The sequence below is a fragment of the Couchioplanes caeruleus genome (assembly GCF_003751945.1).
GTDB classification, from domain to species: Bacteria; Actinomycetota; Actinomycetes; order Mycobacteriales; family Micromonosporaceae; genus Actinoplanes; species Actinoplanes caeruleus.
The window spans coordinates 2,528,498-2,554,563 of the sequence record NZ_RJKL01000001.1 but is presented as its reverse complement, the minus strand read 5'-3'; the positions used below and the strand labels follow the sequence as shown (position 1 = coordinate 2,554,563).

Sequence of the window (26,066 nt, the reverse complement as noted above, 5' to 3'; positions counted from 1 at the left end):
GCCAATAGGGCATTTCAGTCCGGTAGCTGTCTGGACCCCGTGAAGGCCACATCACCGGCGAACCAGGCGTACGCTGTTTTGCCCGCTCCGCAGGTGAACCATCCGCGGCCTCCGTACGTGTGAAGATCACGGCGACCGGTATGGGGCACGCATGCGTACGTATCGATCGATATGCTGTGGTGTCGCGGCGACGGGGAGGCAGAATGCCGGACGGTATTCAGATAGACACCGGACAGGTGGGCGAGTTCGCGAAGGGTATGCGCGCGGATGCGGACAGCGGTTACGCATCCGCGGCTGGTAGGGGTGCGCTCCTGCACAGCCACGGCGTGGTCTTCGGCGCCAACATTCCCGGCGACACGGTGTTCCAGGCCAAGCAGCGCTATGCCCAGGCCCTGGAGAACACCGAGGCGAACCTGCGCGCATACCACCAGATGGCGATCATCTTCGCGCAGGTGGCGGAAAGCATCGCTCGTGACTTCGCCGACGTCGACATGTCCTCGGCGGCCGTCCAGGGCCGGATCGACGCCCTGATCGACGGCGCGATCGCGCAGGCGAACAAGGTCATCGACGAAGGGCGGGCGGCCTGATGGCGGGCGCGAACTGGGAGGCGTACAACCTGCCCTCGATCTGGGGAATGCTCGAGAAGGAGAACGCCTGCACGGGCGCCGACCGAGTCATGAACTGGGAGGGCCTCGCCCACGACGTGCGCACCCAGCACCGCCGCCTGGAGGAGGCGAAGGAAGCCCTCGCGGCGGTGTGGTCCCCCGACAAGAACGCGTCCGCGCAGAGGTTCCTGGGTCTGATGGGTTCCCTCGCGGATTCGATGCAGGAGACCCTCACCCGTGCGGAAGACACGCGCGCCGGCCTCCGGGGCGTCCTGGAGTCACTGGCCGAGGCCCGCGCGGCGGTCAGCACCTGGGCCGAGGAGCGCAACGTCGTCAGCACGGACCTCATCCCGCGATGGGCGGACGGCGCGGAAGACGAATACGACGAAAAGGCCCGCCAAGCCATGCGCAAGGCCGAGGCCGCCATCGCCGACCACAGCACCCAAATCCAACCTCCCACCCTCTTCGACCCGAGGCCCGGTCGCCGCGTGGGCCCGAGCCCCGTCGACGACGAACCAAGCACATCCGGCTCGGGCGCGGGGGCAGCAGGTGTCGGCGGCCTCGGTTCATCCGCCTCGGCGGGTCTGAGCGCTGCGCCTCTTCCGGTTTCCGTCCCCCACAGCCCGCCCTCGCCGGTATTCGGTCCGGATGGGGCAGTCGGAGGCGTTGGAGCAGGAACCGGCTCGTCGCTGCCTGGCAGTGGACCCGAGCTTGCGGGCGTTCTGCCCCTCGCTCCTTCGCCGCCGGCGGGAAATCTTCCTGTCGGTGCCGTTCCGCCGCCCGCGGCCGGAGGGGGCGGCGGCTTGCCCGGTCCAGTGATCGGAGGAGGCGGTCCTCTCGGTCTTGTGCCCGGTGGCGGACTTGGAGTGATCGGCGGAGTGTCAGCGCCCCCGGGCGGGCGCGGTGCGTCGGCGGGCCGCCAGGCGGTGCCCGTGCGCAGTGCGCTGCCGTCGGGCACGATCATCGGCGCGAACGGTGCCGGAGCGCGGCCTGGAGGGAGGGCCGGTGGGATCGGCGGGGTGAACGGCGCCGGCGCGAGGCCTGGGGCGAAGGTCGGCGGGATCATCGGGGCGAACGGCGCCGGAGCCCATGCTGGAGCGAAGGCCGCTGGTAGCGCCGGCGCGAAGACCGGCGCGGCGGGTCACCCGGCGAGCGGTCGGCAGCCGGTCGTCCAGGTGGGTCAAGCCGGCCGTGGTCAGCAGAACGGGACCGACAGCTCTTCGATCGAGGGAACGGCGGATCAGACGTGGGACGTCCGCCGTGGCGTCGCACCGGTCATCGAGCCTGACACCCGTGCTGTGCGTCACGATCCCGGCCCCGGCGTGATCGGCCCCTATCGATGAGAGCTCCGATCCACCGTGGACGCGCTCTCGCCGCGGTGATCGCTTCACTGGCTCTGGTGTGTGGGACGGCGGCTCCGGCCGCCGCCCAACCGGTCCGGGATCGGCAATGGCACCTGACGGCACTGAAGGTCGGGAAAGCTCATGAGGTCACTCGGGGTGCGAGCGTCACCGTTGCGGTGATCGACAGCGGGATCGATGCCAAGCACCAGGATTTGGCCGGTGCGGTGCTTCCCGGCAAGGATTTCTTCGATCCCGGTGGTGACGGCCGCGTCGACGTTGACGGCCACGGTACGGCGATGACGGGAATCATCGCTGGCAGAGGGCACGGCGAAGATCGGGGCATACTCGGCATCGCGCCCGCCGCGAAGATCCTCCCGGTTCGCGTGCCGCTGAACATGCCCAGCGGCGGCAAGGTGCTGGCCGATGCCATCACCTACGCCGCTGGACACGGTGCTCGTGTCATCAACATGTCCCTCGGCAGCAACGACGAGGCGCTGATCCACGAGGCGATCCGGGCCGCCCAAGCCGCCGACATCGTCCTGGTGGCGTCCAGCGGTAACCGCGGTGAGATCGAAGGGGACTATCCCGCGAAGTATCCCGAAGTTCTCGCCGTCGGCGCGGTGGACCGCGCCGGCAAGATCGCCAAGTTCTCGATCACGGGCCCCCAGGTCGATATCGCCGCCCCGGGTGTCGACATCGCCAGCACCGACATCGGGGAAACCGGCTACAGCGTGAGCTACGGCACGAGTCACGCGACCGCCGTGGTCAGTGGGGCCGCCGCGCTGATCCGGGCGAGGTATCCCGAGCTCAGTGCGGCCGACGTGGTGCACCGGCTTACCGCGACGGCGGTGGACGCGGGTAAGCCGGGTCGGGACGATGTGTACGGACACGGCCGGCTTGATCTGGTGAAGGCGCTGACCGCCGATGTTCCGGCGGCTCCGCCTACCGCCACTCCCAGCGCTTCGGTGCGGCCGGGGCCGGTGGAGGTGCCTTCGGCCTCGGCGGGGTCGAGGCGGGTCAGTCCGATTCTGCTCACCAGTGGGCTCGCGGCCGTCGTGCTGATCCTCGGGGGCGCCGTGGTGGCGCTCATGCTGCGGCGGCGTTAGTGGGGTTGTCAGGGCACTTCAGGTGGATTTCTCGGTGCGAGCGGGTAGGGGTCGATGACCTAGTTCGCACCGAAGGGAGACGCGCATGAGTGTCGCGGCAGAGCCGGCGACCGTGGGGCAGTGCCTGCGCGCAGGGGCCGGCTTCTCGCAGGGTGATCGGAATTGGATCGCCGAGCAGTTTGCGACGCTGGATTCCCGGTTGGCGACCTTTCCGGCGGAGACCACCGAGTTGGAGGTCTCGGTCAAGGATCGGGAGGCCCGCGGGCAGAAGGTCACGCTGGAGTGCTGGATCGCGGGTCGCCAGAAGATCGTGACGACCTCCGCCGAGGATGATCTGCACGCCGCCCTCAATGACGTCCGGGACGATCTGCGGCGGCGGCTCGACGACTCCAAGACCAGGCAGGAGCCCCGGCACAACCGTCATCTGCGGACCGGGCTCACCGATCTACCGCAGGACACGGAACCACAGGTCTGACGAGTGCGGCACCTCCGCGGAGCGGATGCGTTCCAGCTTCACGGGGGTGCCTTCCTCCTGGTCGTACAGGCGGGTGCCCGCGCCGAGCAGGACCGGGGCGATGCACACCAGGATCTCGTCGAGGACCCCCGCCGCCAGGCATTGCCGGGCGACGTCGGCGCCCAGGACGTTGACGTACTTCTCGCCGGCGGCCTCCTTGGCCAGGGCCACGGCCGTCGGCAGGTCGCCGGCGAAGGTCACCCCCGGCCACGGTACGGACGGACGGTGATGGGTCAGCACCACCTGCGGCCCCGACCATGCCCCGCCGAACGCCTGCCCCTCCGCGGGGGTGTCGCGGTACGGGTCGTCGCCGCGGAAGGTGCGGTTGCCGGCGAGGACCGTGCCCACCTCGGACACCAGATCGTCGACGAGCGGGTCGGGTCCGAGGTACGGCGTCATCCACGACATGTCACCGTCCGGCCCCGCGATGTAGCCGTCCAGGGACATGGTGGCCGAATAGAGCAGCTTCGCCATGGTCTTATCTCAGCATCTGCGTACCCTTTCGCCGTGAGCAGTGCCGGAAGCAAGGTCGGAAGCGGTAGTGACCTGCGGATCCTCGTCTGTGGGGCGGGGATCGCGGTCGAGGTCGGCGAGATCGCCGAGGAGGCGGTCGCTCGGGGATGGACGGTCGATGTCACGGCGACGGCCAGCGCGCTGGACATCGCCGACGTGGCGGCGCTTGCGCGGATCAGCGGCCGCCCGGTGCGTACCACCTACGGGTACGCACCCGACGGCACCCGGGTGTCGCCCGTGGCGGACGCCATGCTCGTGGTGCCGGCCACCTTCAACACCATCAACAAGCTGGCGCTCGGCATCGCCGACACCTACCCGCTGAGCTCGGTGGCCGAGGTCATCGGGCGCGGCGTGCCGACCGTGGTGGTGCCGGCCGTCAACTCGGCGCTGGCCTCGCGGGCGCCGTACCGGCGGGCCGTGCGCTCGCTGCGGGCGGAGGGCGTGCGTTTCGCCGCGGACGGCTTCGAGGGTCTGGATCTCCTGGAGAGCGTACGACGCTCGAGGAGCGAGATCTGAGCGGTTCGGGCAAGGAAGAGAAGTTCGTCGATTCTTCCCGTCATGAAAAGAACCGGCGCTCGCGTACGGCGGGACCCGTGGCGCCCGGCGGCGGACCGTTTGCACAGTGGGGCATGAGCTTGATCCTCGCCCCCGGAACCGCCTGGAACGACGTCCTCGCCCGGGTCGCGGCCGCCGCACCCGAGGCGTTCGTGGCCGACCGGTTGCGCAACCTCTACGCCGGCGGCTGGCAGGACAGCGGGACGCCGGTCGACCTGTGCACCCCCGTCGACGGGTCCGTGATCGCCCAGGTTTCCCGGGTCGACGCCGCCACCGCGGCCGACGCGGTGCGCGCCGCCACCCGGGCGCACCACGACTGGGCCGTCACCCCGCTCGCCGGGCGGCGGGCCCGGGTCTGCGCCGCCGTGGAGGCCCTGGCGCTGCACCGGGACCTGCTCGCCCTGACGCTGGCCTGGGAGATCGGCAAGCCGTGGCGGCTGGCCTGCGCCGACGTCGACCGTGCCCTCGACGGCGTGCGCTGGTACGCCGAGCAGATCGAGCGGCAGGTTGCCGGCCGGGAGCCGCTGCCCGGCCCGGTGAGCAACATCGCCTCGTGGAACTATCCGATGAGCGTGCTGGTCCACGCCGAGCTCGTGCAGCTTCTCGCCGGCAACGCGGTGATCGCCAAGACGCCGTCGCAGGGCGGCGCGGTATGCCTCACCCTCGCGCACGCGCTCATGGCCCGGGCCGGGCTGCCGGTCACCCTGCTGTCCGGCAGCGGCGACGAGCTCTCCGAGGTGCTGGTGCGCGACCCGGCGATCGGGGCGGTGGCCTTCGTCGGCGGCCGCTCGAACGGCGGTAAGGTCGCCGGCGCGCTGCTCGACTCCGACAAGCGCCACTTCATCGAGCAGGAAGGCCTCAACGCGTGGGGCATCTGGGAGTTCTCCCAGTGGGACCTGCTCGCCGGTCACCTGCGCAAGGGTTTCGAGTACGGCAAGCAGCGCTGCACCGCCTACCCCCGGTTCGTCGTGCAGCGGGACCTGGTCGACGCGTTCCTAGACGTCTACCTGCCCGTGGTCAAGTCCGTGCGGTTCGGGCACCCGCTCGCCGTGGAGCAGGCCGGCGACCCGCTGCCGGAGCTCGACTTCGGCCCGCTGATCAGCGCCGCGAAGGCCGACGAGCTGCGCCGCAAGGTGGACGAGGCGATCCGCGGGGGAGCCGTGCCGCTGCACCGGGGTGCCCCGGGGGCCGGCCGGTTCCTCGACGGGCAGGACATCCGCGCGTACGTGGGCCCCACCGCGCTGCTGGCCCCGCCGGGACGCTCGCGGCTGATGCACGCCGAGCCGTTCGGACCGGTGGACACGATCATCGTGGTGGACACCGCCGACGAGCTGCTGTCGGCGATGAACGCCAGCAACGGTGCCCTGGTGGCCAGCCTGGCGGTCGACGACGAGGAGCTGGCGGTGAAGCTGGCGCAGGACGTCCAGGCGTACAAGGTGGGGATCAACAAGCCGCGCTCGCGCGGTGACCGGGAGGAGACCTTCGGCGGGCGTGGCGCCTCCTGGAAGGGTGCCTTCGTCGGCGGCGACCTGCTCGTGCAGGCCGTGACCGTCGGCGAGCCCGGCGAGCGGCTCTACGGCAACTTCCCCGACTACACCAGCTTCCCGCCCACGCCGTAACCTCGGACGGCGTGCCGAGGACCTTGAGGATCACCACCCGTAACGCCACCTTCCAGCAGTGGCAGGCGCTGCTGACCAACCGTGCCAAGCGGCAGCGGGCCGGGGAGTTTCTGGTGCAGGGCGTACGCCCGATTTCGCTGGCCGTGCAGCACGGCCACCAGATCCGGGCGCTGCTCACCGCCGAGGGTCCCGGCCTGTCTCGGTGGGCGCGGGAGCTGATCGAGACCGCGCGCGCCCCGCGGGCGGTGCTCTCCGCCGAGCTCATGCGCGAGCTGGGCGGCAAGGACGAGGAGACGCCCGAACTGCTGGCCGCCGTGGGCCTGCCCGCCGACGACCCCGCCCGGATCCCGGTCCGGCCCGATCTGCTGGTCGTGGCCTTCGACCGGCCGACGACCCCGGGAAACATCGGCACGCTGGTGCGCTCGGCGGACGCGTTCGGGGCGGACGGCGTGATCGTCACGGGGCATGCCGCCGATCCGTACGATCCGCGGGCGGTGCGTGCCTCCACCGGCTCGCTGTTCGCCCTGCCCGTGGTGCGGGTGCCGAGCCACCGGGAGGTGCTCGACTGGGCCGGGGCGCTCGGCGTACCCGTGCAGGTCGTCGGGACCGACGAGGGTGGGCCGGTCGACCTGGCCGGCCACGACCTGACCGGGCCGACCGTGCTGGTCGTCGGCAACGAGACGCACGGCCTGAGCGCCGCCTGGCGCGCCGTTTGTGACCAGATTGTCCGGATTCCCATGGTCGGGGCCGCGAGCTCCCTGAACGCGGCCTCCGCCGGGACCGTCGCGCTCTACGAGGCGGCCCGGCAGCGACGGGGCTGACACTTTCTCAGAACCGGGCTGCAACGGTCGAAGAGGCGGGTGAGACCCGATTCCCACCGGAGAGCAACCCGTGCGTATCTCAGACGTCAGCGTCGGCAAGCGGCTCGGCGCATCCTTCCTCGTGCTCGCCAGCCTGATCGTGGTCGCCGCGGGCGCCGGCTGGTGGGGTATGCGGCAGCAGAGCGACTCCCAGAGCCGGATGGCGGATCTGGAACACCTCCGCGGCGACATCCAGGAGATTGAGTACTACGCCGCGGACATTTCCGGGTGGCAGTCCCTGTGGATCAACGACGTCGCCGCGTACGGGTTCGAGTACCTCGCCTCGGAGGACGAGTTCAACCGTCAGGGTCTGCTGGACTCCAAGGAGGCGGTGTACGAGGTCCTGGAGCAGGTCGAGACCACGAACTTCACCGCGGCCGAGAAGGCCATGTTCGACAAGCTCAAGCCCGCCTGGGACGACTTCTTCGCCTGGGACGACAAGATGCTGAAGTGGCTCGAGGAGGACGACAGCCAGGCCACCCTCCGCAAGGTCATGGACAGCGTCAACGACGGCGACGCGTCCGACTCGTATGGCGTCGTGCTCGACACCACCACGGAGCTCTACAAGTCGGTCGTCGACCGCGTCGAGAAGGAGAGCGCCAGGGCGGCGGACGTTCGCGACCTGAGCCAGAAGGTGCTCGGCGGCACGCTGCTGCTCGCCCTGATCCTGGCGATCCTGCTCGCGGTCTGGGCGACCCGCTCGGTGGTGCGCCCGTTGAACGTGGTGGTGGCCGCGCTCGGTCGCCTGGCCGGGCGTGACCTCACCGTCCGCACCGACCTGAAGCGCCGCGACGAGCTGGGCCGGCTCGGCGAGGCGCTGAACACGACCGCCGAGGCGCTGCGGGAGACGGTCGCCGCGATCGCCGGGCACGCCGGGACGATCTCGACCGCCTCCGACGGCCTGTCGGAGATCTCCGGCCGGGTCACCGAGTCCAACGCCCACGTCGACGAGCAGGCGTCCGCGGTCGCCCAGGCGGCCGGTGACGTCTCCGGCAACGTCCGTACGCTCGAGGCGGGCAGCCGCGAGATGGGCTCCGCCATCGACGAGATCAGCCGCAACGCCGGCGAGGCGGCGCGGGTCGCCGTCGAGGCCGTCTCCGTGGTCGACCGGACCAACGTCAGCGTCGGCAAGCTGGGCGAGTCCTCCGCCGAGATCAGCGCCGTGGTGCGGATCATCACCTCGATCGCCGAGCAGACCAACCTGCTCGCGCTCAACGCGACCATCGAGGCGGCCCGGGCCGGCGAGATGGGCAAGGGCTTCGCCGTGGTCGCCGGGGAGGTCAAGGACCTGGCCCAGGAGACGGCGAAGGCCACCGAGGAGATTTCCCGCCTGGTGCAGACGATTCAGTCCGACACCGGCGACGCGGTCGGCGCGATCGCCGAGATCGGCAACGTGGTGAGCCGGATCAGCGACTTCCAGACGCTCATCGCCGCGGCGGTCGAGGAGCAGACCGCGACCACCGGCGAGATGGGCCGCAACGTGGCCGAGGCGGCGCAGAGCAGCCGGGAGATCGCGATGAACATCGCCGGAGTCTCGGCCGCGGTCGGGGAGACCACGACGGTGGTGCGGCAGGCGCAGTCGTCGGCCGAGGAACTGGCCCGGACGAGCAGCGAGCTCAAGTCACTCGTCGCCGGGTTCACCGTCTGACGCTCGCGCTGTCCCGCACGGCGGCCGCGGCGGTCCGCGCGTGACCCACGGCTTATCCACTCGCCGTGGCCGTGGCGGACCCACTAGGCTCGGCGGCGTGCACAGCATCAACCGCGAGCGACGCCGGACCACCACCCTCCGGTTGAGCTAGCACGTGTCCTCCACCGGCGGGTCCGCCGCCGGTGTCGCAGGTAGTTCGTGACCCCACGTCGGCCCGCCTCCCGCGTACCGTCGATGGGCCTGATCATGAATCTTGAAGCTCTGCTCTCCGCGCGGCTCGCTCCCGCGCTCGCCGAGGTCGCGCGGGCGGCCGTCGACCCGGCCGTGCGGCGCTCGCGGCACGCCGACTTCCAGTCCGGGGCGGTGCTGTCGCTCGCCGGACGGCTGGGCCGGTCACCGCGGGACGTCGCGCGGGAGGTCGCCGGGCGCTCGGACCTGGCCGGGCTGGCACAGGTGGAGGTCTCGGGCCCCGGCTTCCTCAATCTGACCGTCGCCGACGAGCTGATCGCGTCCGCGGTGAACGCCCTCGCGGCCGATGCGCGGCTCGGTGTGCCGCCGGCCGCTCAGCCGCGGACCGTCGTCGTCGACTACTCGGCGCCGAACATCGCCAAGGAGCTGACCGTCGGGCACCTGCGGTCCATGGTGATCGGCGACTCGCTCGCACGGACCCTCGCCTGGCTGGGCCACGACGTCGTGCGGGCCAACCACGTCGGTGACTGGGGCACGGCCTTCGGCATGCTCATCGAGCATCTGCTCGACAGCCACTCGACCGGTGCACCGCAGCTCGGCGACCTCACCGGGTTCTACCAGGCGGCGCGCGCCAAGTTCGACGCCGACGAGGAGTTCCGGAGCCGGTCGCGACTGCGGGTGGTCCGGTTGCAGGCCGGAGACGAGCGGACGCTGCGGCTGTGGCGGGCGTACGTCGCCGAGTCGCGGCGGTACCTGCTGGCGGCGTACGAAAGGCTCGGGGTGACCCTCACCGAGGCCGACTTCGCCGGGGAGAGCACCTACAACGACGCGTTGCCGGCCGTCGTGGACGAGCTCGTCGCCAAGGGCCTGCTGATCGAGAGCGACGGCGCGCTCTGCGCGTTCCCCGCCGGCTTCACCGGCCGTGACGGCGAGCCCCTCCCGCTCATCGTGCGCAAGAGCGACGGCGGATTCGGGTACGCGGCCACCGACCTGGCCGCCCTGCGCCACCGGGTCCGTGTGCTCGGCGCGACCCGGCTGCTCTACGTCGTCGGCGCACCGCAGCGGACCCACTTCGAGATGGTGTACGCGGTGGCCGCGGCGGCGGGCTGGCTGCCCGACGGCGTCACCGCGGAGCACGTCGCCTTCGGCTCGATCCTCGGCGCCGACGGCAAGATGTTCCGCACCCGCTCCGGCGACTCCGTCAAACTGGCCGAGCTCCTCGACGAGGCGGTCGTACGGGCGTCGTCGCTCGGGACCTGCCCGGAGGTCGCCGCGGCGGTCGGCGTCGGCGCCGTCAAGTACGCCGATCTCGCCGGGGATCGCCGCAACGACTATGTCTTCGACTGGGACCGGATGCTCGCCCTGACCGGCAACACCGGGCCGTACCTGCAGTATGCGTATGCCCGGATCTGCTCGGTCCTGGAGCGGGCCGGTGATCCCGCCGGTGCGGTGACGATCTGCCACCCGGCCGAGCGTGCGCTGGCGCTGGAACTGCTCGCCTTCGAACCGGTCGTGCGCTCGGTAGGCGAGACGCTGGAGCCGCACCGGCTCGCCGGCTACCTCTACGGGCTCGCGTCGCTGTTCAGCGGCTTCTACGAGAACTGCCCGGTGCTCAAGGCGCCCGACGACGTCCGGGCGAGCCGGCTGGCACTGTGCGTGCTGACCGGGCGCACCCTGCGGCAGGGACTCGACCTGCTGGGGATGGCCGCTCCTACCTCCCTGTGATGCCCTCTTCCTTCATCACGCCGAGCAGGGGTGGGTTGATGCCGGCCGGGTCCCAGGTGGGGCCGGCGGCGCGGGCCCACTCGAGGCGGCCGAAGCCGGGCCAGATGCGCTGGGTCAGAGCCCGGGTGGCCTCGGCCCGGCCGCCGGCGCGGCGGCGGCGTTCGGCGAGGACCGCGCTGAGGAAGGCCCAGGGTGGCACGCCCGGCGGGATCGGTTGGGTGATCTTCTCGCTCACCTCGGCCGCGAGGGTGTGCGCGAACCGGGCGTTCATCGGCGGGCGGATGTCGGCCGCGCGGGCCAGGTAGTGCCGCGCGGCGAGGGCCAGGTCGTCGTCGAGGTTCGTCAGGTCGAGCCGCGCGGCCCAGGCCGCGAGCGGCGGCGGCATCGCCGGCACCCAGCCCCACGGCGCCGGGGACCGCTCGTGGATCACGAAGGTGCCGGCCGCCAGGTCGCCCAGGCGCCGGCCCTGCCGCTGGAACAGCATCGTGGTCAGCGCGACCGCCCAGGTGAAGGGCGGGAAGAGCAGGCCGGGCCACTCCACGGCGAGGCCGACGAGGCTGCGCACGAGGGCGTGGCGGACCCGGATCGGGCCGCCGTCCTCCCGGACGACGCGCAGGCCCATCGCCCGCTTGCCGAGGCTGCGGCCGTCGGTGAGCGTCTCGGTCACGGTGGGGTACGCGACGAACACGGCGATCACGACGACGGTGACGATCGCCGCGGCCAGCGCCTCGTCCGCGGCGTCGCCGAGCAGGAAGACGGCCTGGGCGCCGATGAGCAGGACGAGCGCCAGCGCCGCCTGCACCATCATGTCGAGCAGCAGCGCCAGCCCTCGCGAGCCGATCCGGGCGTGCCGGACGTCGACCTCGACGGCCTCGCCGTTGACGAGCTGCTCGCGATGCCCGCCGTCCGCCGCCGTTGTCATGCGGTTAGTTAACCCGATCGCCGCCCGCTACGCTGCGCCGGTGGACCTGGACGCGTACGTCGCCGAGCGCCGCGGGGAGTGGAGCCGGCTCGACGCCCTGACCCGCCGCCGCCGGTTGTCCGCCGCCGAGGCCGACGAGCTGGTGCTGCTCTACCAGCGCGCGGCCACCCATCTCTCCGTGGTGCGCAGCCACTCGCCCGACCCGATCCTGCTGGCATCGCTGTCGCAGCTCGTGATCGCGGGGCGTTCCGCGGTCACCGGCGGCCGCCGCTTCTCCTGGCGCCCGGTGGCCCGCTTCTTCACCACCACGCTGCCGCTCGAGCTCTACCGGGCCCGGCGCTGGTGGCTGGCGGTGATGGTGCTCGACGTGCTGGTCGCCGGGGTACTGATGGGATATTTCGCGGCCCATCCCGAGATCGTGGAGACCTTCGTGCCCCCGGCGGCCGCCGAGCGGTACGCCGGGGAGGACTTCGTCGCCTACTACAGCGAGTTCCAGGCCCAGAACTTCGCGGCCAACGTCTGGACGCACAACGCCATGATCGCCGGGCAGTGCCTCGCCTCCGGCGTCCTCATCGTGCCGGTGTTGTGGGTCCTCGCCCAGAACACGTTCGGCATCGGCCTGATCGGCGGTCTGATGATCGACCGCGGCTACGGCGAGACCTTCTTCGTCTACATCCTGCCGCACGGCTTCCTGGAGCTGACCGCCATCTTCGTCGCGGCCGGGGTGGGCCTGCGCATCGGCTGGGCCTGGATCGCGCCCGGCCCGCACCGCACCCGCGGCCGTGCGCTCGCCGAGCGGGCCCGCGCGGGCATGCTGGTGGCGCTCGGTCTGGTCGCCATGCTGCTGGTCTCGGGCATTCTGGAGGCGTACGTGACGCCGTCGGGCTGGCCGGACGCGGTCCGAGTGGGCATCGGGTTCCTGGTCTGGCTCGCCTTCCTGGCCTATGCCCTGATCGTCGGCGCCGCCGCGGAGCGGCGCGGGGACAGCTCGGAGCCGGAGCATCCCGCCGCCGAGGTCCCCACCGTCTGACGCCGGGCCGCGGTCACAACCGGCCGGCCGCCTTCAGCATGAGGTAGACGTCGCAGACCTTGGAGGCGAACGACTCGCGGGGCTCGTCGACCACGATGACACCCTGCTGGGTGAGCAGGGCCCGGACCCGGTCGCGTTCCGCCAGCGCCAGCTCGGCGGCCGCGGCGAGATGGACGTCCTCCGCGGTCGCACCGCTCGCCGGCAGCCGCGCCAACTCGGCGGTCTCCGGGTCGCGCACGCTGGCCAGCACCACCCGGTGCCGGGTGGTCAGCCGGGACAGCAGCGGCAGCAGACCCTCGACGATGGGCGCGGCGTCCAGCGCCGAGAAGATCACCACGAGGGCCCGCTTGTGGCCGCGGCGCAGCAGATCGCCGGCGGCCAGGCCGAAGTCGGTCTCCACCAGGGCCGGCTCCAGCGCAGCCAGCGAGCTGATCAGCCGCGGCAGCTTGGTGCGGTGGCCGCCGCCCTCGACCTTGGCGCGTACGGCGGTGTCCACCGCGAGCAGATCGACCCGGTCGTCGGCCTTCGACGCCAGCACGGCCAGCAGCAGGGCCGCGTCGATCGCGGCGTCCAGCCGGGGCTCGTCGCCGATCCGCGCCGCCGAGGTGCGGCCGGTGTCCAGCACGCACACCACGCGGCGGTCGCGCTCCGGGCGCCAGGTCCGGACCACCACGTCATGCGTCCGCGCGGAGGCCCGCCAGTCGATCGAGCGCACATCGTCGCCGACGACGTACTCGCGCAGCACGTCGAACTCGGTGCCCTGCCCCCGCCCGCGGGTGACCACGGCGCCGTCGAAGACGCGCAACTTCGCCAGCTTCTCCGGCAGCAGCCGCCGGGACGGGAAGCGCGGCAGCACCCGCAACGTCCACGCCGGCGTCACGGCCTCGTTCCACCGCTGCCGGCGCTGCCGGTACGCGAGCCCCAGCGGCCCGTGCGAGCGCAGCGTCACCCGTACCGCGGCCCGGTCGCCGTGCCGCGTCGGGGTCAGCGTGGTGGTGACCTCCCGCTCCTCGCCGGCGAGGAGGTTGAGCCGGTGCGCGGTGCGATCCGCGCCGGCCGACGGCACCCAGCGGTCCCGCAGCCGCAGCCACATCGGCCGCCCGGAGGTGTTCGCGACGGTCAGGGTCGTGGTCGCCGTCTCGCCGAGCCACACCGTCTCGTCGCCGTGGCGCCGCAGCGTCACGCCGGTCAGCGGGGCCGCGACCAGCACGTCCAGCACCGCCGCGCCGATAGCCAGGCCGGCGACGGCGAGGGTCAGCAGCCAGGGCGAGGGCAGCAGCGCCGGCAGCGGAACGCCCAGCGCCAGCAGCAGCGCGAAGCGCCTGGTGACCACGGCCGGCTCAGCGGGGCGCGGGCACGGCGCCGAGCACGGACCGCAGCACCGACGCGGTGGTGACGCCGTCCAGCTCGGCCTCGGCGCGCAGCCGTACCCGGTGCCGCAGGACGGGGACGGCGAAGGCCTGCACGTCGTCCGGGATCACGTATTCGCGGCCGCTGAGCCAGGCCCGCGCCTTCGCGACGGCGAGCAGGGCGGTGGTGCCCCGCGGCGACGCGCCCAGCTCCAGCGCGGGTGCGACCCGGGTGGCCCGGCACAGGTCGACGATGTACTCGAGGACCGGGTCGGCGACGGCGACGCGGCGGACCGCCTCGCGGCCGGCGGCCAGGTCGGCGGCGGAGGCCACCGGGCCCACCCCGGCGGCCTTGAGGTCTCGCGGGTCGAAGCCGTGGTGGTGGGCCCGCAGCACGCCGAGCTCCTCCGCGCGTTCCGGCAGCGGCACCGCCAGCTTCAGCAGGAACCGGTCGAGCTGCGCCTCCGGCAGCGGGTACGTGCCCTCGTACTCGATCGGGTTCTGCGTCGCCACCACGATGAACGGCTCGGGCAGCCGGCGCGACTCGCCGTCGGTGCTGACCGTGCGCTCCTCCATCGCCTCGAGCAGCGCCGCCTGGGTCTTCGGCGGGGTCCGGTTGATCTCGTCGGCGAGCAGCAGGCTGGTGAAGATCGGGCCGGGCCGGAAGCTGAACGCCGCGGCCCGCGCGTCGTAGATCATCGACCCGGTCACGTCGCCCGGCATCAGGTCGGGCGTGAACTGGACCCGCTTGGTGTCGACGTCCAGCGCGGTCGCCAGCGCCCGGACCAGCAGCGTTTTGGCGACGCCGGGCACGCCCTCCAGCAGCACGTGCCCGCCGCAGAGCAGCGCGATCACCACCCCGCCGACCACCGCGTCCTGGCCGACGACCGCCTTGGCGACCTCGGACCGCAGGCGCTGCAAGGCGTCGCGGGCCGCGGTGGCCTCGCCGGGTACGAACGACGTCACGTCAGATTCCCCTCGTCGCTGTGTTGCCAGTTCTGCCGCCCGGTCACGAGCCGGACCAGCTCCTGCACGGCGGTCGCGGCGCGGACCAGCTCCTCGTCGCTGTCCTCGACCCCGCCGCCGAGCACGTGCCGGATGTCGTCCTCCGGCTGCCCGGTGTCCGCCGCCACCCGTGCGGCCAGCTCGTCGACGTCGGTGTCGCCCGGCAGGTCGAAGTGCTCGATCAACCGGGTCCGTGCCGCCGACTGTACGGTCCTCAGCGACGCGCCGCGCGCGCCCGCCCTGCGGTACAGGCCGCCGAGGCCGCGGACCGTCTCCGCGGCCCGCACCCGCGCCGGAAGCGGCTCGGCGACGGGCGCGCCCAGCCGCCGGGCCGACGCCAGGGCCAGCGCGATTGCCGCGAGTACCAGCAGCGCCAGTGCCGCCCACACCCCCGGCGGGAAGGCCCGGGCCAGCGGGTTGTCGGCCGCCGCCCCGCTGTCGTCGCCCGCTTCGCCGGGCGGCGCTTCGCCGGGCTGCTCGTCGTCGGACCGCCCGCCGCCGGGTCCCGAGCCGTCCTCGCCGGAATCACCGGGTTCACCGGTTCTGTCCGGGGTCCCGGTGCCGGGCGCAGGCGCGGAGGGTGCCGGGGCCGACTCGCGCTCGTGCAGGTCGAGCCAGACGACCCGGGGAGCCCGGGAGAGCAGGCCGGAGGCGAGCCGCCCATTGCCGTGCTCGCCGGCGCGGTCGTTGCGGAACGGATCCGCCGCGCCGATCAGGGTCACCGGGCCGAACCCGTGGGGCTCCAGCTCGACGAGCCCGCCGTCGTAGCAGCTCAGTGGCGAGAGCTGGGTGGCCTCGTACTGCCAGCGCAGCGCCGCCGCCGGGCCGCCCGCGACGGCGGGCTCCACCGCGCAACCGGGCGGGGGCGCGGCGGCGGTCCAGCGCGGCCCGCGGGCGACGACGCCGAGCCGCGCGTCGTTCAGCTCGTTCGGGCCGGGTGCCACCAGGACGATCCGGACCTGCGACGGCAGCGCGGCGAACGTGCGCAGATAGGCGGGATGCACCAACTCCGGCGTGGTCACGAAGAGGGTCGTCGCGCCGCCGGTGGCGACCGCGGACAGGGCCTCGTCGCTGCGGGTACGGACGTCCACGGTGACGCCGAGCCGGGTCAACCTGTCCGCGAGCAGCTTCGCGCCGTCGCCTTCCTGGCTGGTGGGGGAGAGGAACGAGGCGTCGGTGGGGTCGCTCTGCTGCACGGCGTGCGCGATGCCGGTGAGCGTGGCGAGCCCGAGCACCACGGCGAAGGGCAGGATCAGGCGCAGGCGGCGGAGGTTCTTCACGGCGTACCACCGCTCATCCGGGCGCGGACCTCGCCGGTCAGGGCGCGCATGTGCTCGTCGTGGGCGCGGTCCGCCGGGCGGTTGCCGTACCAGATCTGGGAGAACAGCTCGGTCGCGCCGCCGAGCGGGGCCGCCACCGCCGGACGCTGGACGGCGGCCGCCGCCGCGACCTCCGCGGCGGTCGTGCCGGGCAGCGGCGAGATGACGCCGGCGGCGGTGAGATCACCGACGATGTCGCGCAGCCGCTGCCGGACCGCCTCCGCGTAGCGGCCCTCGGCGGCGAGGCGGTCGGCCAGCAGCGTGCCGTCGCTCAGCACGACGCTGGGCTCGAACGCGGTCGTGGCCTCCGAGGAGGCGCCGGCGGCGGTGCTCCGCCGGCGCCGGGAGAACCGCGGCCGGCGCCATCGCGGCAGCCGCCACCGGGGCATCCGGAGCCGGGGCAGCCGCAGCCGGGGCATTCGTCGCGGCACCCAGGCCGGGAACCAGTACCAGAGCGCACCGATCAGCCCGGCCGCCGCGAGCAGGATCAGCAGCAGCAGCGACGGCGGGATCCAGTCGAAGACCGACGCCGCGAACTCGTCCCACACGCGGGTCACGGCACGTGCACCAGCGCGGCGGCCGGGTCCCCGCCCCGGCTGCGGATCCGGGCGACGGCGATGTCGAGGCCTTCCGTACGGATCCGCGTCTCCAGCAGCAGCACGGCGTCGACGCATCCCAGCGCGGCGTACGCCACCGCGTTGGCGGCCCCCCACGCGACCGGCGTGATCCAGTCGAGCCAGCCCGGCCGGTCCCCGGTGACCGTCGCGAAGATGGCGACCCAGCCGGCGCCGAGCACGACCCGCACCGCCAGCCAGGTCAGGTACGCCGTGAGCCGCGTCCACACGCCCCGCATCCCGCCGCGGGCGGCGAGCCGCGCCGAGCGCAGGAACGACCCCGACCGTTCGATCACGATGACGGCGCTGACCAGGCCGAAGAACCCGTACACGACGATCCAGCCGACGAAACCGGCGAACGCGGCGACCCCGCAGGCGGCGCCCAGCGCGAGGGCCGCGAGCAGCGTGGGGACCGGGCGGGTCCGGGCCCACAGCTCCCGGTGGCGCACCGGCCGCCCGAGCAGCGCGGGTCCCGCGGCCGCGGCGGCGAGCGCGCCGAGCACGCAGACGATGAAGCCCTCGGTGGCGAACCCGGCGGCGACGAGCAGCCACCAGCTCTCGAAGTCGTCCTCCGCCGGCCCGTAGAGCGGAGGACTGGCGGAGGCGGCGTGCCGCAGCGGCATGAGCAGGGCCTGCTCGAGCGCCGCCAGCACGCCGGCGGTGAGCAGCAGGGGCAGCGCCCGGGCCCGCAACAGGGTCATGGCGGCGTCCAGCAGCTCACCGAGCGTCATGGGACGCAGCGGCAGGTCGGGCTGCGCGGGCATGGCGGCGATCCTAGGCGATCGAGGCGGCCCCCGGCCGGGCGCCGCCGCCGTTCATCTCTCCCGAGCGCGCTCGAGCACCTCCTCGACCGTCGGCGGGCTCTGCGGATGGTGCGACAGCGACCACGGCGCCTGCATCTTGACGAACTCGCCGCCCTCGATGGCCGCGTAGAACTGACCCACCCGCAACCGGGCGATGTCGGAAACGTCGCTCCCCTTGGCGCGGGCCAGCTCGCGGGCCGCGGCGATCTGGGTCGGGTGGTTGAGCAGCCCGAAGAACTGCGTCGCCGCGTTGCCGGGGATGCGGTTGTGCAGGCCCTTGGGAGCCTGGGTGGCGAACACCAGGCCGAGGCCGTACTTGCGGGCCTGCGAGGCCAGCGCCAGCGTGCTGTGCGTGCAGGCCGTCATCGGCCCGGAGGGCGCCAGCGTCTGCGCCTCGTCCATCACGAACAGGGCGCCCAGCGGCCGGTCGCCGGCGGGGTTCCGCTTGATCCAGGCGAACAGGGCCAACTGCAACTGGTTGACGAAGCTCTGCCGCTGGCCGTCGTCGGTGAGCCCGGCGAAGTTGATGACCGACACCCGGGCGCGGTATCCGGGCCGCGGGGTCAGCAGCAGGCCGGGATCGGTGGGGGCGCCCCGCCCGCCGAACAGCGGATCGTTGACGGTCGTGGCCGTCAGCAACTGCGCCATCCCGGCGGCGATCCGCGGCGCGTCCTCGATCCGGCTCAGGTCTTCGGGCAGGTCGCCGAGGAGCCCGATGAAGTCCTTCAGATCGCCGGGTCCCGTACGCGCGTAGCCGATCAGCGCCTCCCGCAGCACGGCCTGGCCGAGCTGCGCCCTGCCGGTGGAGCCGTCGACCTTGGCCCGCGGGGCGAGCGCGGCGACCGCCGAGTCGATGCCCGCCGCGAAGACGTCCGGGTCGTCCAGCATCTCGGTGAAGTCGGGCAACGGCTGGAAGCTCAGCGGGCGCCCGCTCTGCAGGCGTGGCGTCCAGACCACCACGTCGGTGCTCTGCAGATAGTCGGCGGAGCGGGCGGTGTCGGCGTCGTCCCAGCCGGGCGGCGGTTCCGGCCAGGGGTCGCCGAGCCGGGAGAGGTCGTTGTTGGGGTCGAGCACGATCGCGGACACGCCCTGCAGCGCGCACTCCTCGACGAGCCGGCGGATCAGCACGGTCTTGCCCGACCCGGATCCGGCGAAAATGGCGGTGTGTTTGCGCAGCGCCGCCGGCTCCACGCCGACGGCATCGCCGGTGCCCACCGCGGCGCCCAGCACGATCCGGCCCGGCGGCCCGGTCGTGTCGTTCCCGTCGGCGTCCGCCGGCGTGACCGCCTCGAACGTCGTGCGGAGGAACTCGATCGAGGACGTGGGGCGGCGTTCGCGCAGCCACGGCTGGAGCTTGTCGTAGCCGTACTCGTCGAGCAGGCCGCGCAGGGCCAGCAGCCTGAGCACGTCGGACTCGGGAAAGGCCGTCCACGAGCCGCCCGCCGCGATGAGCGCCTTGAGCGCGTCCTGAGTGCGGGCGCCTTTGGAGAACGGTTCGTTGCGCAGCAGCACCAGCCGTCGCCGGCTCTGGCCCTCGGTCAGTCCGGCCGCGGTGTGCGCGTTGCGGATGCGGTTGAGCACGGCGATGGGGTTGGGATGGGCGATCGCCCGGAACGCCCAGTGGGCCTCGTCCTCGGTCCGGTCGTCCAGGCTGCGGCGCAGCCGCGCGTGCAGCGCCGGCTTGGCGCCCGGTGGAGGGTCGACGCCGAAGGTGCCCTCCGGCTCGTCCCGTTCGCCGATCCAGGCCTCGAGCCCGGCGCGCAGCAGAGCGGGCACGGTCTCGTCCTCGGTGGCCGGATCGAGGGCCCGGCCGGGGTTCGCCGCCGCGAGTAGTTCGGCGTAGCGAGAGTCGAACATCCGCCGGTCGTCGTCGGCGATCCGCGCCGGCTCGGCCGCGGCGGCGGGTGCCCCGCGGTGCTGGTGCAACAGATGGTCCAGCTCGTGCACCTCGCCGGCGCGCAGGCATTCCCGTACATGATTGTCGACGGTCCTCAGCAGCTCGCGCGGCGTGAACTGCACCGCCTCCGCGAACGCGGCGCTCGCCACGGGCCACGTCGGGTGCGGCGGGGTGAACCCGGCCTCGGCGAACTTCGCGGCGAAGCGCCGGGCCACCAGCTCGTGCCCGATCTCGGCGGTGGGTATCTCCTTGAGGTCGATCGCCTCGCGGAACCGGTCTTGGACCGTATTGGTCGCGGTGGACTTGACCAGCTCCCACACCGTCGGCAGGCAGCTCACCACGGACAGGGTGCGCCGCGTCGTCTCCCGCAGCGCCATCAGGCCGCCCGCAATGTGTTCCAGCAGCAGCGAACCGCTCCAGTCCGGACGGTTCGCGGACCCGCTGGACGTCGCGGACCCGCTGGACGTCGCGGACTCGCTGGACGTCGCGGACTGGTGCACGAGCGCGTCGATCTGGTCGACGGCGATCACCGCGGGACCGGTGAGGGCGAGCAGGCGGGAGATGTCACGGACGACCTCCTGCGCGGAGCGCCGTCCGCGGCGCATGCCCCATCCCGCCCGCTCGCCCGGCTCCACCTCGTCGTTCGAGCAGAGGAACTCGTAGCCGACGTCCTGCGCACGCGGGTCCTCGGCGGCGTGCAGCACCAGGGCCCGCGCGGTGTCCTGAGCCTCCACCCCGACCTGCCGGTTGCGCTTGCGCAGCAGGTCGATGAAGGCGTCGAGGGTGGCCCGGTTCACCGCCGTCGCACCGGTGACCGCCCGCCGTACGCCCCGGGGGGCGCCGCAGGAATCCGCGAGCCGGCGCAGGAAGACCACGAGCTGGCTCTCACCCTGCTCGGGGACCCGGGTCAGGCCCTCCACGACGGACAGCGCCGCGCTGCTCCAGAAGGCGCTGGCGTCGAGCAGGCTGATCAGGAAGAAGTAGCCGTCCCGGGCCTGCACCTGCTCGCGGACGGCGCCGAGCAGATGCGTCTTGCCGGTGCCGCGCTCGCCCAGCAGGGCCACCCCGACCGGGCTCGACTCCTGCTGCTCGCCCGCCTCGGCGAAACCCTGCAGCACCAGGTCCAGCGCGGCCCGGTGCAGCCCGGCGACGTGGAAGGGCGGCGGCCGCCAGACGTCGTCGGCGGTCGGCGCCCAGTTGAACCGCAATGCGGAGAGCGCCCTCCGCTCGGCCTCGCTGATCATCTGATCTGCAGCAGATGCTTGTCCTGGTTGCCGATGCTGACCGCGGCGGACCGGTCCGCGTCGGTGAGGGTCTTCTGGTTCGCCTCGGCGAAGACCCGCACGCCGTCCTCGCGGTGCAGGGCGATCAGGGCCGCGTCGAGGTCGTCCCGGCCTATCTCCGGCAGGGCGGCGCGGATCCGTGCCAGCCTTACGGCGTCGCCGGGTGCCTGCGCGAGCTCGTCGTAGGCCTTGCGCACCAGCGCGACGACCTCCCCGGGCTCGGCGGCGGGTCGTCGCGGTGCGGGTGCGTAGAACTCGGACAGCGCCAGCCCGGACGTCTCCAGGAATTGCCGGATGGCCGCCACCTGCGCATATATGGTCGCTCCCGCATAGCCGGAACGGGCCGGTGGAACACTGCCGATGGCCTCGAGCGCGCCGGCCCAGCCTTTCTCGCTCACGCCCAGGAAGATCCGGTTCTTCTCCTTGCGGACGTCGATGAGCCCAAGCTTTTCGAGGCGATTCCGGTGGGGAGACTTGAGCTCGAATCCGCGCTCATTCTTAAGATCCGCATTGGCTATCTCCTGCCCTTCCTTGAGCAGGGTCAGCAGCGCACAGGTCTCGACGAGCGTGAGCTTGTCGTCCGGCATTCGGCGCTCCTTGAGGGAGGGGGTCCACGCGTCGGGCCCGATTCTGCCGAGGTACGGCGGTGGTGGCAAGGTCCACTGTGTGGATTCGGAAATCCGACAGCGGACATGATCGACGATCTTCGGAAATGCTGGTCCACCGCCGCTGTCGCACATATGTTCGCCATTCTTCGAAAAGGGATCTTGGTAGGTGTATTGCCCCCATGTGCGGGACGTGCGACATTGCACTGCGGTGCCGGTGCGCCGCCGGATTGTGAAGTCATTTTCCCGCTGGAGGCTGGCGTCGATGTCGTCCGAGGTCGTCCGTTATCGCGTCGACGCCGAGACGGTCGCCCAGATCGAGATCGCACCGGTCGCCGGCTTCCGGCCGGCCGGCGCCGGTGACATCGCCGGAACGGTCAAGGAGTCCGTGGGGCCGGCGTTGGCGGCGGCCAAGGTGTTGCTGGACCAGGTCCGTGACATGGCCCCCGACTCGGTCGAGGTCAAGTTCGGGATCAAGGTGACCGGCACGGCCAACTGGGTGGTGGCCAAGGCGGCGACGGAGGCGAACTTCGAGGTCACCATGAGCTGGCGGCCGGAGCCCCTCGGCGGCCGGGGCTGACGGGAGCCCGTCGTGACCAGGGCGCCCGTCGACACCTGGACGGTGGCCATCCACGCGGGCCCGGACGACTGCCACCCGCTCGGCACCGGCGTGGTGATCGACCGCAACCAGGTGCTGACCTGCGCGCACGTCCTGCGCCGGGACGGCGAGGTGCTCGGCGAGATCTGGATCGCGTTCCCCAAGGCGCCCGGCGTCGGATACGGCGAACGTCGCGTGGCGGTGCTCGCCCACACCGGCGAGGACGTCAAGAACGTCGACGTCGCCCTCCTCGAGCTCGCCGAGCCGGTGCCGCCGTCGGTGCGGCCCGCCCGGTTGCGCTGCGCGCCGCCCGCCGAGCTCAGCGGCCGTTCCTGGTGGGCCTTCGGCTTCCCCGACGGCGCCGAGCACGGCGGCTCGGCCGAGGGCGTGGTCGGCGATCCGCTCACCTACGGCCGGATCCACCTGGCCAGCGAGTCCGCCCCCGGCCTGCGCACCGGCTTCAGCGGCGGCGCGTTGTGGTCGGAGGAGTACGACGCCGTCGTGGGGCTGGTCGTCGCGGCCGGCGACGGCGACGGATATGCGCTCACCCTGCACCACGCCGACGAGCAGTTACCGGAGCTGAAGCTCTCGATGCTCGCCCAGTGGCAGGCCGGGGACGCCGACGATGCGGCCCTCGCGGCCTGGGGCTGGGCGCTGGAGAACGACGAGGAGGCCCGGCGCCACTGGCTGCCGCGGGCCCGCGGCGTCGCCGTGCACACCGAGCGCGGCTCGCGCTTCCGCGGGCGTACGGCGGCTCTGCGCACCATCGTGTCCTGGCTGGACGCGCCCGAGGCCCACGACCGGCCGCTGGTCGTGACCGGATCGCCCGGTGTCGGGAAGTCCGCCGTGCTGGGCCGGATCGTCACCACCGCGGATCCCGGCGCCCGGGCGGCGCTGCCGACCGACGACACCGCCGAGGCGGCGACGCCCGGCTCGGTCTCCTGCGCCGTGCACGCCAAGGGCAAGACCGCGCTGGAGATCGCCGCCGAGATCGCCCGGGCGGCGGCCGTCGGCCTGCCGGCGGATCCGGCCGACCTGATGCCGGCCCTGCGCGAGCGGCTGACCCGGCGCCCGGCGCGGTTCAACCTCGTCGTCGACGCCCTGGACGAGGCCGTGTCGCCGGCCCAGGCGCGCCGGCTCGTCCGCGACGTCGTCCTGCCGCTGACCCGCCACCTCGCGCCGCTCGGCGTCCAGGTGGTGGTCGGCACCCGGCGGGCCGACGACCACGGCGACCTGCTGGCGGAGTTCGGCCCCGCCGCCGAGGTCGTCGACCTGGACGCCGCGCAGTACTTCTCCGAGTCCGACCTCGCCGGCTATGCGCTCGCCACCCTCGCCGGCGCGGAACGGCCCGGGAACCCGTACGCGGACGAGCGGCTCGCCGAGCCGGTGGCCCGCCGGATCGCCGTGCTCTCGCAGGGCAACTTCCTCGTCGCCGGCCTGGTCGCCCGCGCCCGGGGCCTGCGCGACGCCCGCCCGGCCCACCCCGACGAGGTCACCTTCTCCGCGACGGTCGCCGACGCGCTGGACCGCTATGTCGACGGCCTGCCCGCCGCGGGAGGGGCGCCGGCCCGGCTGGCGCTGACCGCCCTCGCCCACGCCGAGACGCCCGGGCTGCCCATCAGCCTCTGGCAGGTCGCCGCCGCGGCGCTCGGCGGCCGGGCCACCGAGGAGGAGCTGACGTTCTTCGCGCGGACGTCCGCCGCGAACTTCCTGGTGGAGAGCGGCACCGCCGAGGCGCCCACCTACCGGCTCTTCCACCAGGCGCTCAACGAGGCACTGCTCGCCGACGGGAAGGAGCGGGAGGAGAGCCGGATCGTCGCGGCCTGGCTGCGGTACGCGAGGACCGCGGGCTGGGCCGCCGCGCCGGAATACCTCCTCCGGGCGCTTCCGCGGCACGCGGCCCGTACCGGCCTGGTCGACGACCTGCTCGCCGACGACGGCTACGTGCTGCACGCCCATCTCGACCGGCTGTTGCCCGCCGCCGATGCCGCCCGCACGGAGCTCGGCGCCGCCCGCGCGCAACTGTTGCAGCGCACGCCGCAAGCCCTGCGGGCCCCCGCGCTGGAGCGGGCCGCGCTGTTCTCCGTGGTGGAGAAGATCGACGCGCTGCCCGGTGGGCTGCGACCGGTGCCCGGAGCCCCCTACGCGGCCCGCTGGGCGCGCACGCCGAGGCGCCTCGAGCGCACGGTCCTGGAGGGACACTCGGAGGCCGTCTACGACGTCGCCGCCCTCGCGGTGGACGGACGCAGCATGCTCGCCTCCGCCGCCGACGACGGCACGGTGCGGCTCTGGGACCCGCTGACCAGCCAGACCGAGCACGTCATCGACTGCCACGACGACTGCGTCCGGGGACTCGCCGCGGTCCGGGTGGGCGACGTGCACCTGCTGGCCACGGCCAGCCATGACCGGACGATCAAGCTGTGGGATCCCCGGGGCTGCCGGCTCGTCCGTACGCTCACCGGCCACCGCGACTGGGTGCGCAACCTCTGCACGGTCGTGCTGCCGGACGGCCACGAGCTGCTCGTCTCCGGCAGCGACGACCGTACGGTCCGGCTCTGGGATCCGGCCACCGGCGACCTGATCCGTACGCTGGAGGGACACACCGGCTGGGTCACCGCGGTCTGCCGGGCCGGCCGGTTCGTGGCCTCCGCCGGGTTCGACGGCACGGTGCGGCTCTGGGATCCGGCGACCGGCGCTCAGATCGCGACGTTCGCCGGGCACACGGGCTGGGTGACCACTTTGTACCCGGTCCGCGACATGGTGGCCTCCGCCGGCTACGACGGCACCGTCAGGTTCTGGGACGCGCGCTGGACCGAGGCGGTCGCCGTGTTCGACACCCAGGCCGGCCCGCTCACCGACCTGTGCACCCTGGAGGCGGACGACGCCCTGCTGCTCGCGGCCACCGACGAGGACGGCACGATCCGCCTCTGGGACATGCACACCGGCCGGTCGCGGCAGCCCATCGAGGGGTACGCGAGCTGGATCCGCGCCATCTGCGAGCTGCCGGTCGGCGACCGCAACCTGCTGGCCACGGCCGGGGACGACGGCACCGTCCGGCTCTGGGACCCGGCCACCGGCCGGGCCGAGACGGTGATGGACGGCGGCCGGCTCGGCGCGGTCGGCGCGCTGGCCGCGATCCCGGCGGCGGACGGCACCCTGGTCGCCTCCACCGGCGGCGACGGCACGGTCCGGTTGTGGGAGCCGTCGACCGGAGAGGAGCGGCTCGCCCTCGTCGCGTACGGGACGACGGTCACGGATGTGACCGCCGTGGCCGACGACGAGCGCCGCCTCATCGCAGTGTCCAGCGAGGACCGCGCCGTCCGGATCTGGGACGTCGACCACGGCCAGCTCTACCGGGAGTTGAAGGGACATCACGAGCGGGTCAACGCGGTCCGCGGCGTCGGCGCGCTGCTGGCGTCGGGCGCCGACGACCTCATCGTCCGGGTCTGGGACCTGCACCGCGACGTCGTCCGGCCGCTGCTCGGGCACGCTACCTGGGTCACCGCGCTCGCCGCCGCCCACGACCTGCTCGTCTCGGCGGACAAGAACGGCATGCTGCGGCTCTGGGATCCGGCGGGGGAACTGCTCACCGAGCGGCAGGGGCACCACGACGCGGTCAACGCCCTGGCCTGCTTCCCGCTCGCCGGCCGGGAGATCCTGGTGTCCGCGGGCGCCGACCGGACCGTCCGGCTCTGGGACCTGACCGGCCTCACTCCCCGCGGAGTGCTGACCGGGCACACGGCCGCGGTCACCGGGGTCTGCCCGATGCGGTTCGCGGGCCGTGCCGCCCTGGCCTCGGCCAGCCTCGACCGCACCGTGCGGATCTGGGACGCCGGGACGGGCCGGCTGCTGCGCATCATCCCGGTGCACCACCGCGCTCTGGCGTGCGCGTACGTCGGAGATGTCCTGATCGTCGGCCTGGACCGAGGTCTGTTGGCGCTCGGCACGCAGTGACGTCCCTGCT

The 26,066-nt window shown here is 73.0% G+C and carries 21 protein-coding genes; 12 read left to right on the top strand and 9 right to left on the bottom strand.

Annotation, left to right across the window (positions count from 1 at the left end; translation table 11 throughout):
- Positions 1-203 precede the first annotated feature (203 nt).
- The 4 genes from EDD30_RS11185 (at position 204) to EDD30_RS11170 (ending at position 3,529) form a co-directional block, all read left to right on the top strand.
- Positions 204-587, top strand: a complete 384-nt coding sequence (locus EDD30_RS11185) for a hypothetical protein (RefSeq protein WP_123678224.1) — start codon at positions 204-206, stop codon at positions 585-587.
- Positions 587-1,948 (top strand): hypothetical protein, encoded by a 1,362-nt coding sequence (locus tag EDD30_RS38220; RefSeq protein WP_143162799.1) that lies wholly within the window; start codon positions 587-589, stop codon positions 1,946-1,948. The genes EDD30_RS11185 and EDD30_RS38220 overlap by 1 nt, the downstream gene beginning before the upstream one ends.
- Positions 1,945-3,054, top strand: a complete 1,110-nt coding sequence (mycP, locus tag EDD30_RS11175) for a type VII secretion-associated serine protease mycosin (RefSeq protein WP_084556610.1) — start codon at positions 1,945-1,947, stop codon at positions 3,052-3,054. Before EDD30_RS38220 ends, mycP begins: the two co-directional genes overlap by 4 nt.
- 85 nt (positions 3,055-3,139) lie before the next feature.
- Positions 3,140-3,529, top strand: coding sequence for an HPF/RaiA family ribosome-associated protein (locus tag EDD30_RS11170; protein WP_071807013.1), 390 nt, complete (start codon positions 3,140-3,142; stop codon positions 3,527-3,529).
- Here EDD30_RS11170 and EDD30_RS11165 read toward each other — a convergent pair.
- Positions 3,500-4,042 carry a dihydrofolate reductase family protein gene (locus EDD30_RS11165; protein ID WP_071807014.1) on the bottom strand — a complete coding sequence of 181 codons (543 nt, stop codon included), beginning with the start codon at positions 4,040-4,042 and terminating at the stop codon, positions 3,500-3,502. The genes EDD30_RS11170 and EDD30_RS11165 overlap by 30 nt on opposite strands.
- A 33-nt stretch (positions 4,043-4,075) precedes the next feature.
- On the opposite strand from EDD30_RS11165, the gene EDD30_RS11160 reads away from it, so the two are divergent.
- The 5 genes from EDD30_RS11160 to argS all read left to right on the top strand — a co-directional run bounded on the left by EDD30_RS11160 (position 4,076) and on the right by argS (position 10,677).
- A complete protein-coding gene (locus EDD30_RS11160) occupies positions 4,076-4,597 on the top strand; it encodes a flavoprotein (protein ID WP_071807015.1) in 522 nt (173 codons plus the stop codon).
- Between the two features lie 113 nt (positions 4,598-4,710).
- Entirely contained in the window at positions 4,711-6,255 is a 1,545-nt protein-coding gene (locus tag EDD30_RS11155) for an aldehyde dehydrogenase family protein (protein WP_071807016.1), read from the top strand.
- Between the two features lie 11 nt (positions 6,256-6,266).
- The gene (locus EDD30_RS11150; protein WP_071807017.1) at positions 6,267-7,076 is read left to right on the top strand and encodes a TrmH family RNA methyltransferase; all 810 of its coding nucleotides are present in this window, start codon (positions 6,267-6,269) and stop codon (positions 7,074-7,076) included.
- A gap of 70 nt (positions 7,077-7,146) precedes the next feature.
- Positions 7,147-8,763, top strand: a complete 1,617-nt coding sequence (locus EDD30_RS11145) for a methyl-accepting chemotaxis protein (RefSeq protein ID WP_071807018.1) — start codon at positions 7,147-7,149, stop codon at positions 8,761-8,763.
- A gap of 246 nt (positions 8,764-9,009) precedes the next feature.
- The gene (gene argS / locus EDD30_RS11140) at positions 9,010-10,677 is read left to right on the top strand and encodes an arginine--tRNA ligase (protein ID WP_071807026.1); all 1,668 of its coding nucleotides are present in this window, start codon (positions 9,010-9,012) and stop codon (positions 10,675-10,677) included.
- Here the strand turns inward: argS and EDD30_RS11135 are convergent.
- A complete protein-coding gene (locus tag EDD30_RS11135) occupies positions 10,664-11,599 on the bottom strand; it encodes an RDD family protein (RefSeq protein ID WP_071807019.1) in 936 nt (311 codons plus the stop codon). The two genes, argS and EDD30_RS11135, sit on opposite strands and share 14 nt — an antisense overlap.
- A 40-nt stretch (positions 11,600-11,639) precedes the next feature.
- On the opposite strand from EDD30_RS11135, the gene EDD30_RS11130 reads away from it, so the two are divergent.
- The gene (locus tag EDD30_RS11130; protein ID WP_071807020.1) at positions 11,640-12,629 is read left to right on the top strand and encodes a stage II sporulation protein M; all 990 of its coding nucleotides are present in this window, start codon (positions 11,640-11,642) and stop codon (positions 12,627-12,629) included.
- A 13-nt stretch (positions 12,630-12,642) separates the two neighbouring features.
- Here EDD30_RS11130 and EDD30_RS11125 read toward each other — a convergent pair whose 3' ends face one another.
- From EDD30_RS11125 to EDD30_RS11095, 7 genes are read right to left on the bottom strand one after another with little or no spacing between them, the layout of a single operon-like run.
- Complete coding sequence (locus EDD30_RS11125; RefSeq protein ID WP_071807021.1) at positions 12,643-13,962, bottom strand: DUF58 domain-containing protein; 1,320 nt, start codon at positions 13,960-13,962, stop codon at positions 12,643-12,645.
- A gap of 7 nt (positions 13,963-13,969) precedes the next feature.
- A complete protein-coding gene (locus EDD30_RS11120; protein WP_071807022.1) occupies positions 13,970-14,944 on the bottom strand; it encodes an AAA family ATPase in 975 nt (324 codons plus the stop codon).
- Complete coding sequence (locus EDD30_RS11115; RefSeq protein WP_123678223.1) at positions 14,941-16,263, bottom strand: DUF4350 domain-containing protein; 1,323 nt, start codon at positions 16,261-16,263, stop codon at positions 14,941-14,943. The genes EDD30_RS11120 and EDD30_RS11115 overlap by 4 nt, the downstream gene beginning before the upstream one ends.
- Complete coding sequence (locus tag EDD30_RS11110) at positions 16,260-16,859, bottom strand: DUF4129 domain-containing protein (protein WP_123678222.1); 600 nt, start codon at positions 16,857-16,859, stop codon at positions 16,260-16,262. Before EDD30_RS11110 ends, EDD30_RS11115 begins: the two co-directional genes overlap by 4 nt.
- Positions 16,856-17,680: a hypothetical protein gene (locus tag EDD30_RS11105; protein ID WP_071803581.1), complete on the bottom strand. Its 825-nt coding sequence runs from the start codon at positions 17,678-17,680 to the stop codon at positions 16,856-16,858. Before EDD30_RS11105 ends, EDD30_RS11110 begins: the two co-directional genes overlap by 4 nt.
- A gap of 51 nt (positions 17,681-17,731) precedes the next feature.
- Positions 17,732-20,860 carry a helicase HerA domain-containing protein gene (locus tag EDD30_RS11100; protein ID WP_123678221.1) on the bottom strand — a complete coding sequence of 1,043 codons (3,129 nt, stop codon included), beginning with the start codon at positions 20,858-20,860 and terminating at the stop codon, positions 17,732-17,734.
- Positions 20,857-21,486, bottom strand: coding sequence for a hypothetical protein (locus EDD30_RS11095; protein ID WP_071803580.1), 630 nt, complete (start codon positions 21,484-21,486; stop codon positions 20,857-20,859). Before EDD30_RS11095 ends, EDD30_RS11100 begins: the two co-directional genes overlap by 4 nt.
- A 283-nt stretch (positions 21,487-21,769) precedes the next feature.
- Here EDD30_RS11095 and EDD30_RS11090 point away from each other — a divergent pair, with 283 nt between their 5' ends.
- Both EDD30_RS11090 and EDD30_RS11085 read left to right on the top strand, forming a co-directional pair.
- On the top strand, positions 21,770-22,084 hold the full coding sequence (locus EDD30_RS11090; RefSeq protein WP_071803579.1) for a CU044_2847 family protein: 315 nt from the start codon (positions 21,770-21,772) through the stop codon (positions 22,082-22,084).
- A gap of 12 nt (positions 22,085-22,096) precedes the next feature.
- Positions 22,097-26,056 carry a trypsin-like peptidase domain-containing protein gene (locus EDD30_RS11085; protein ID WP_084556156.1) on the top strand — a complete coding sequence of 1,320 codons (3,960 nt, stop codon included), beginning with the start codon at positions 22,097-22,099 and terminating at the stop codon, positions 26,054-26,056.
- The last annotated feature ends 10 nt before the right edge of the window (positions 26,057-26,066 follow it).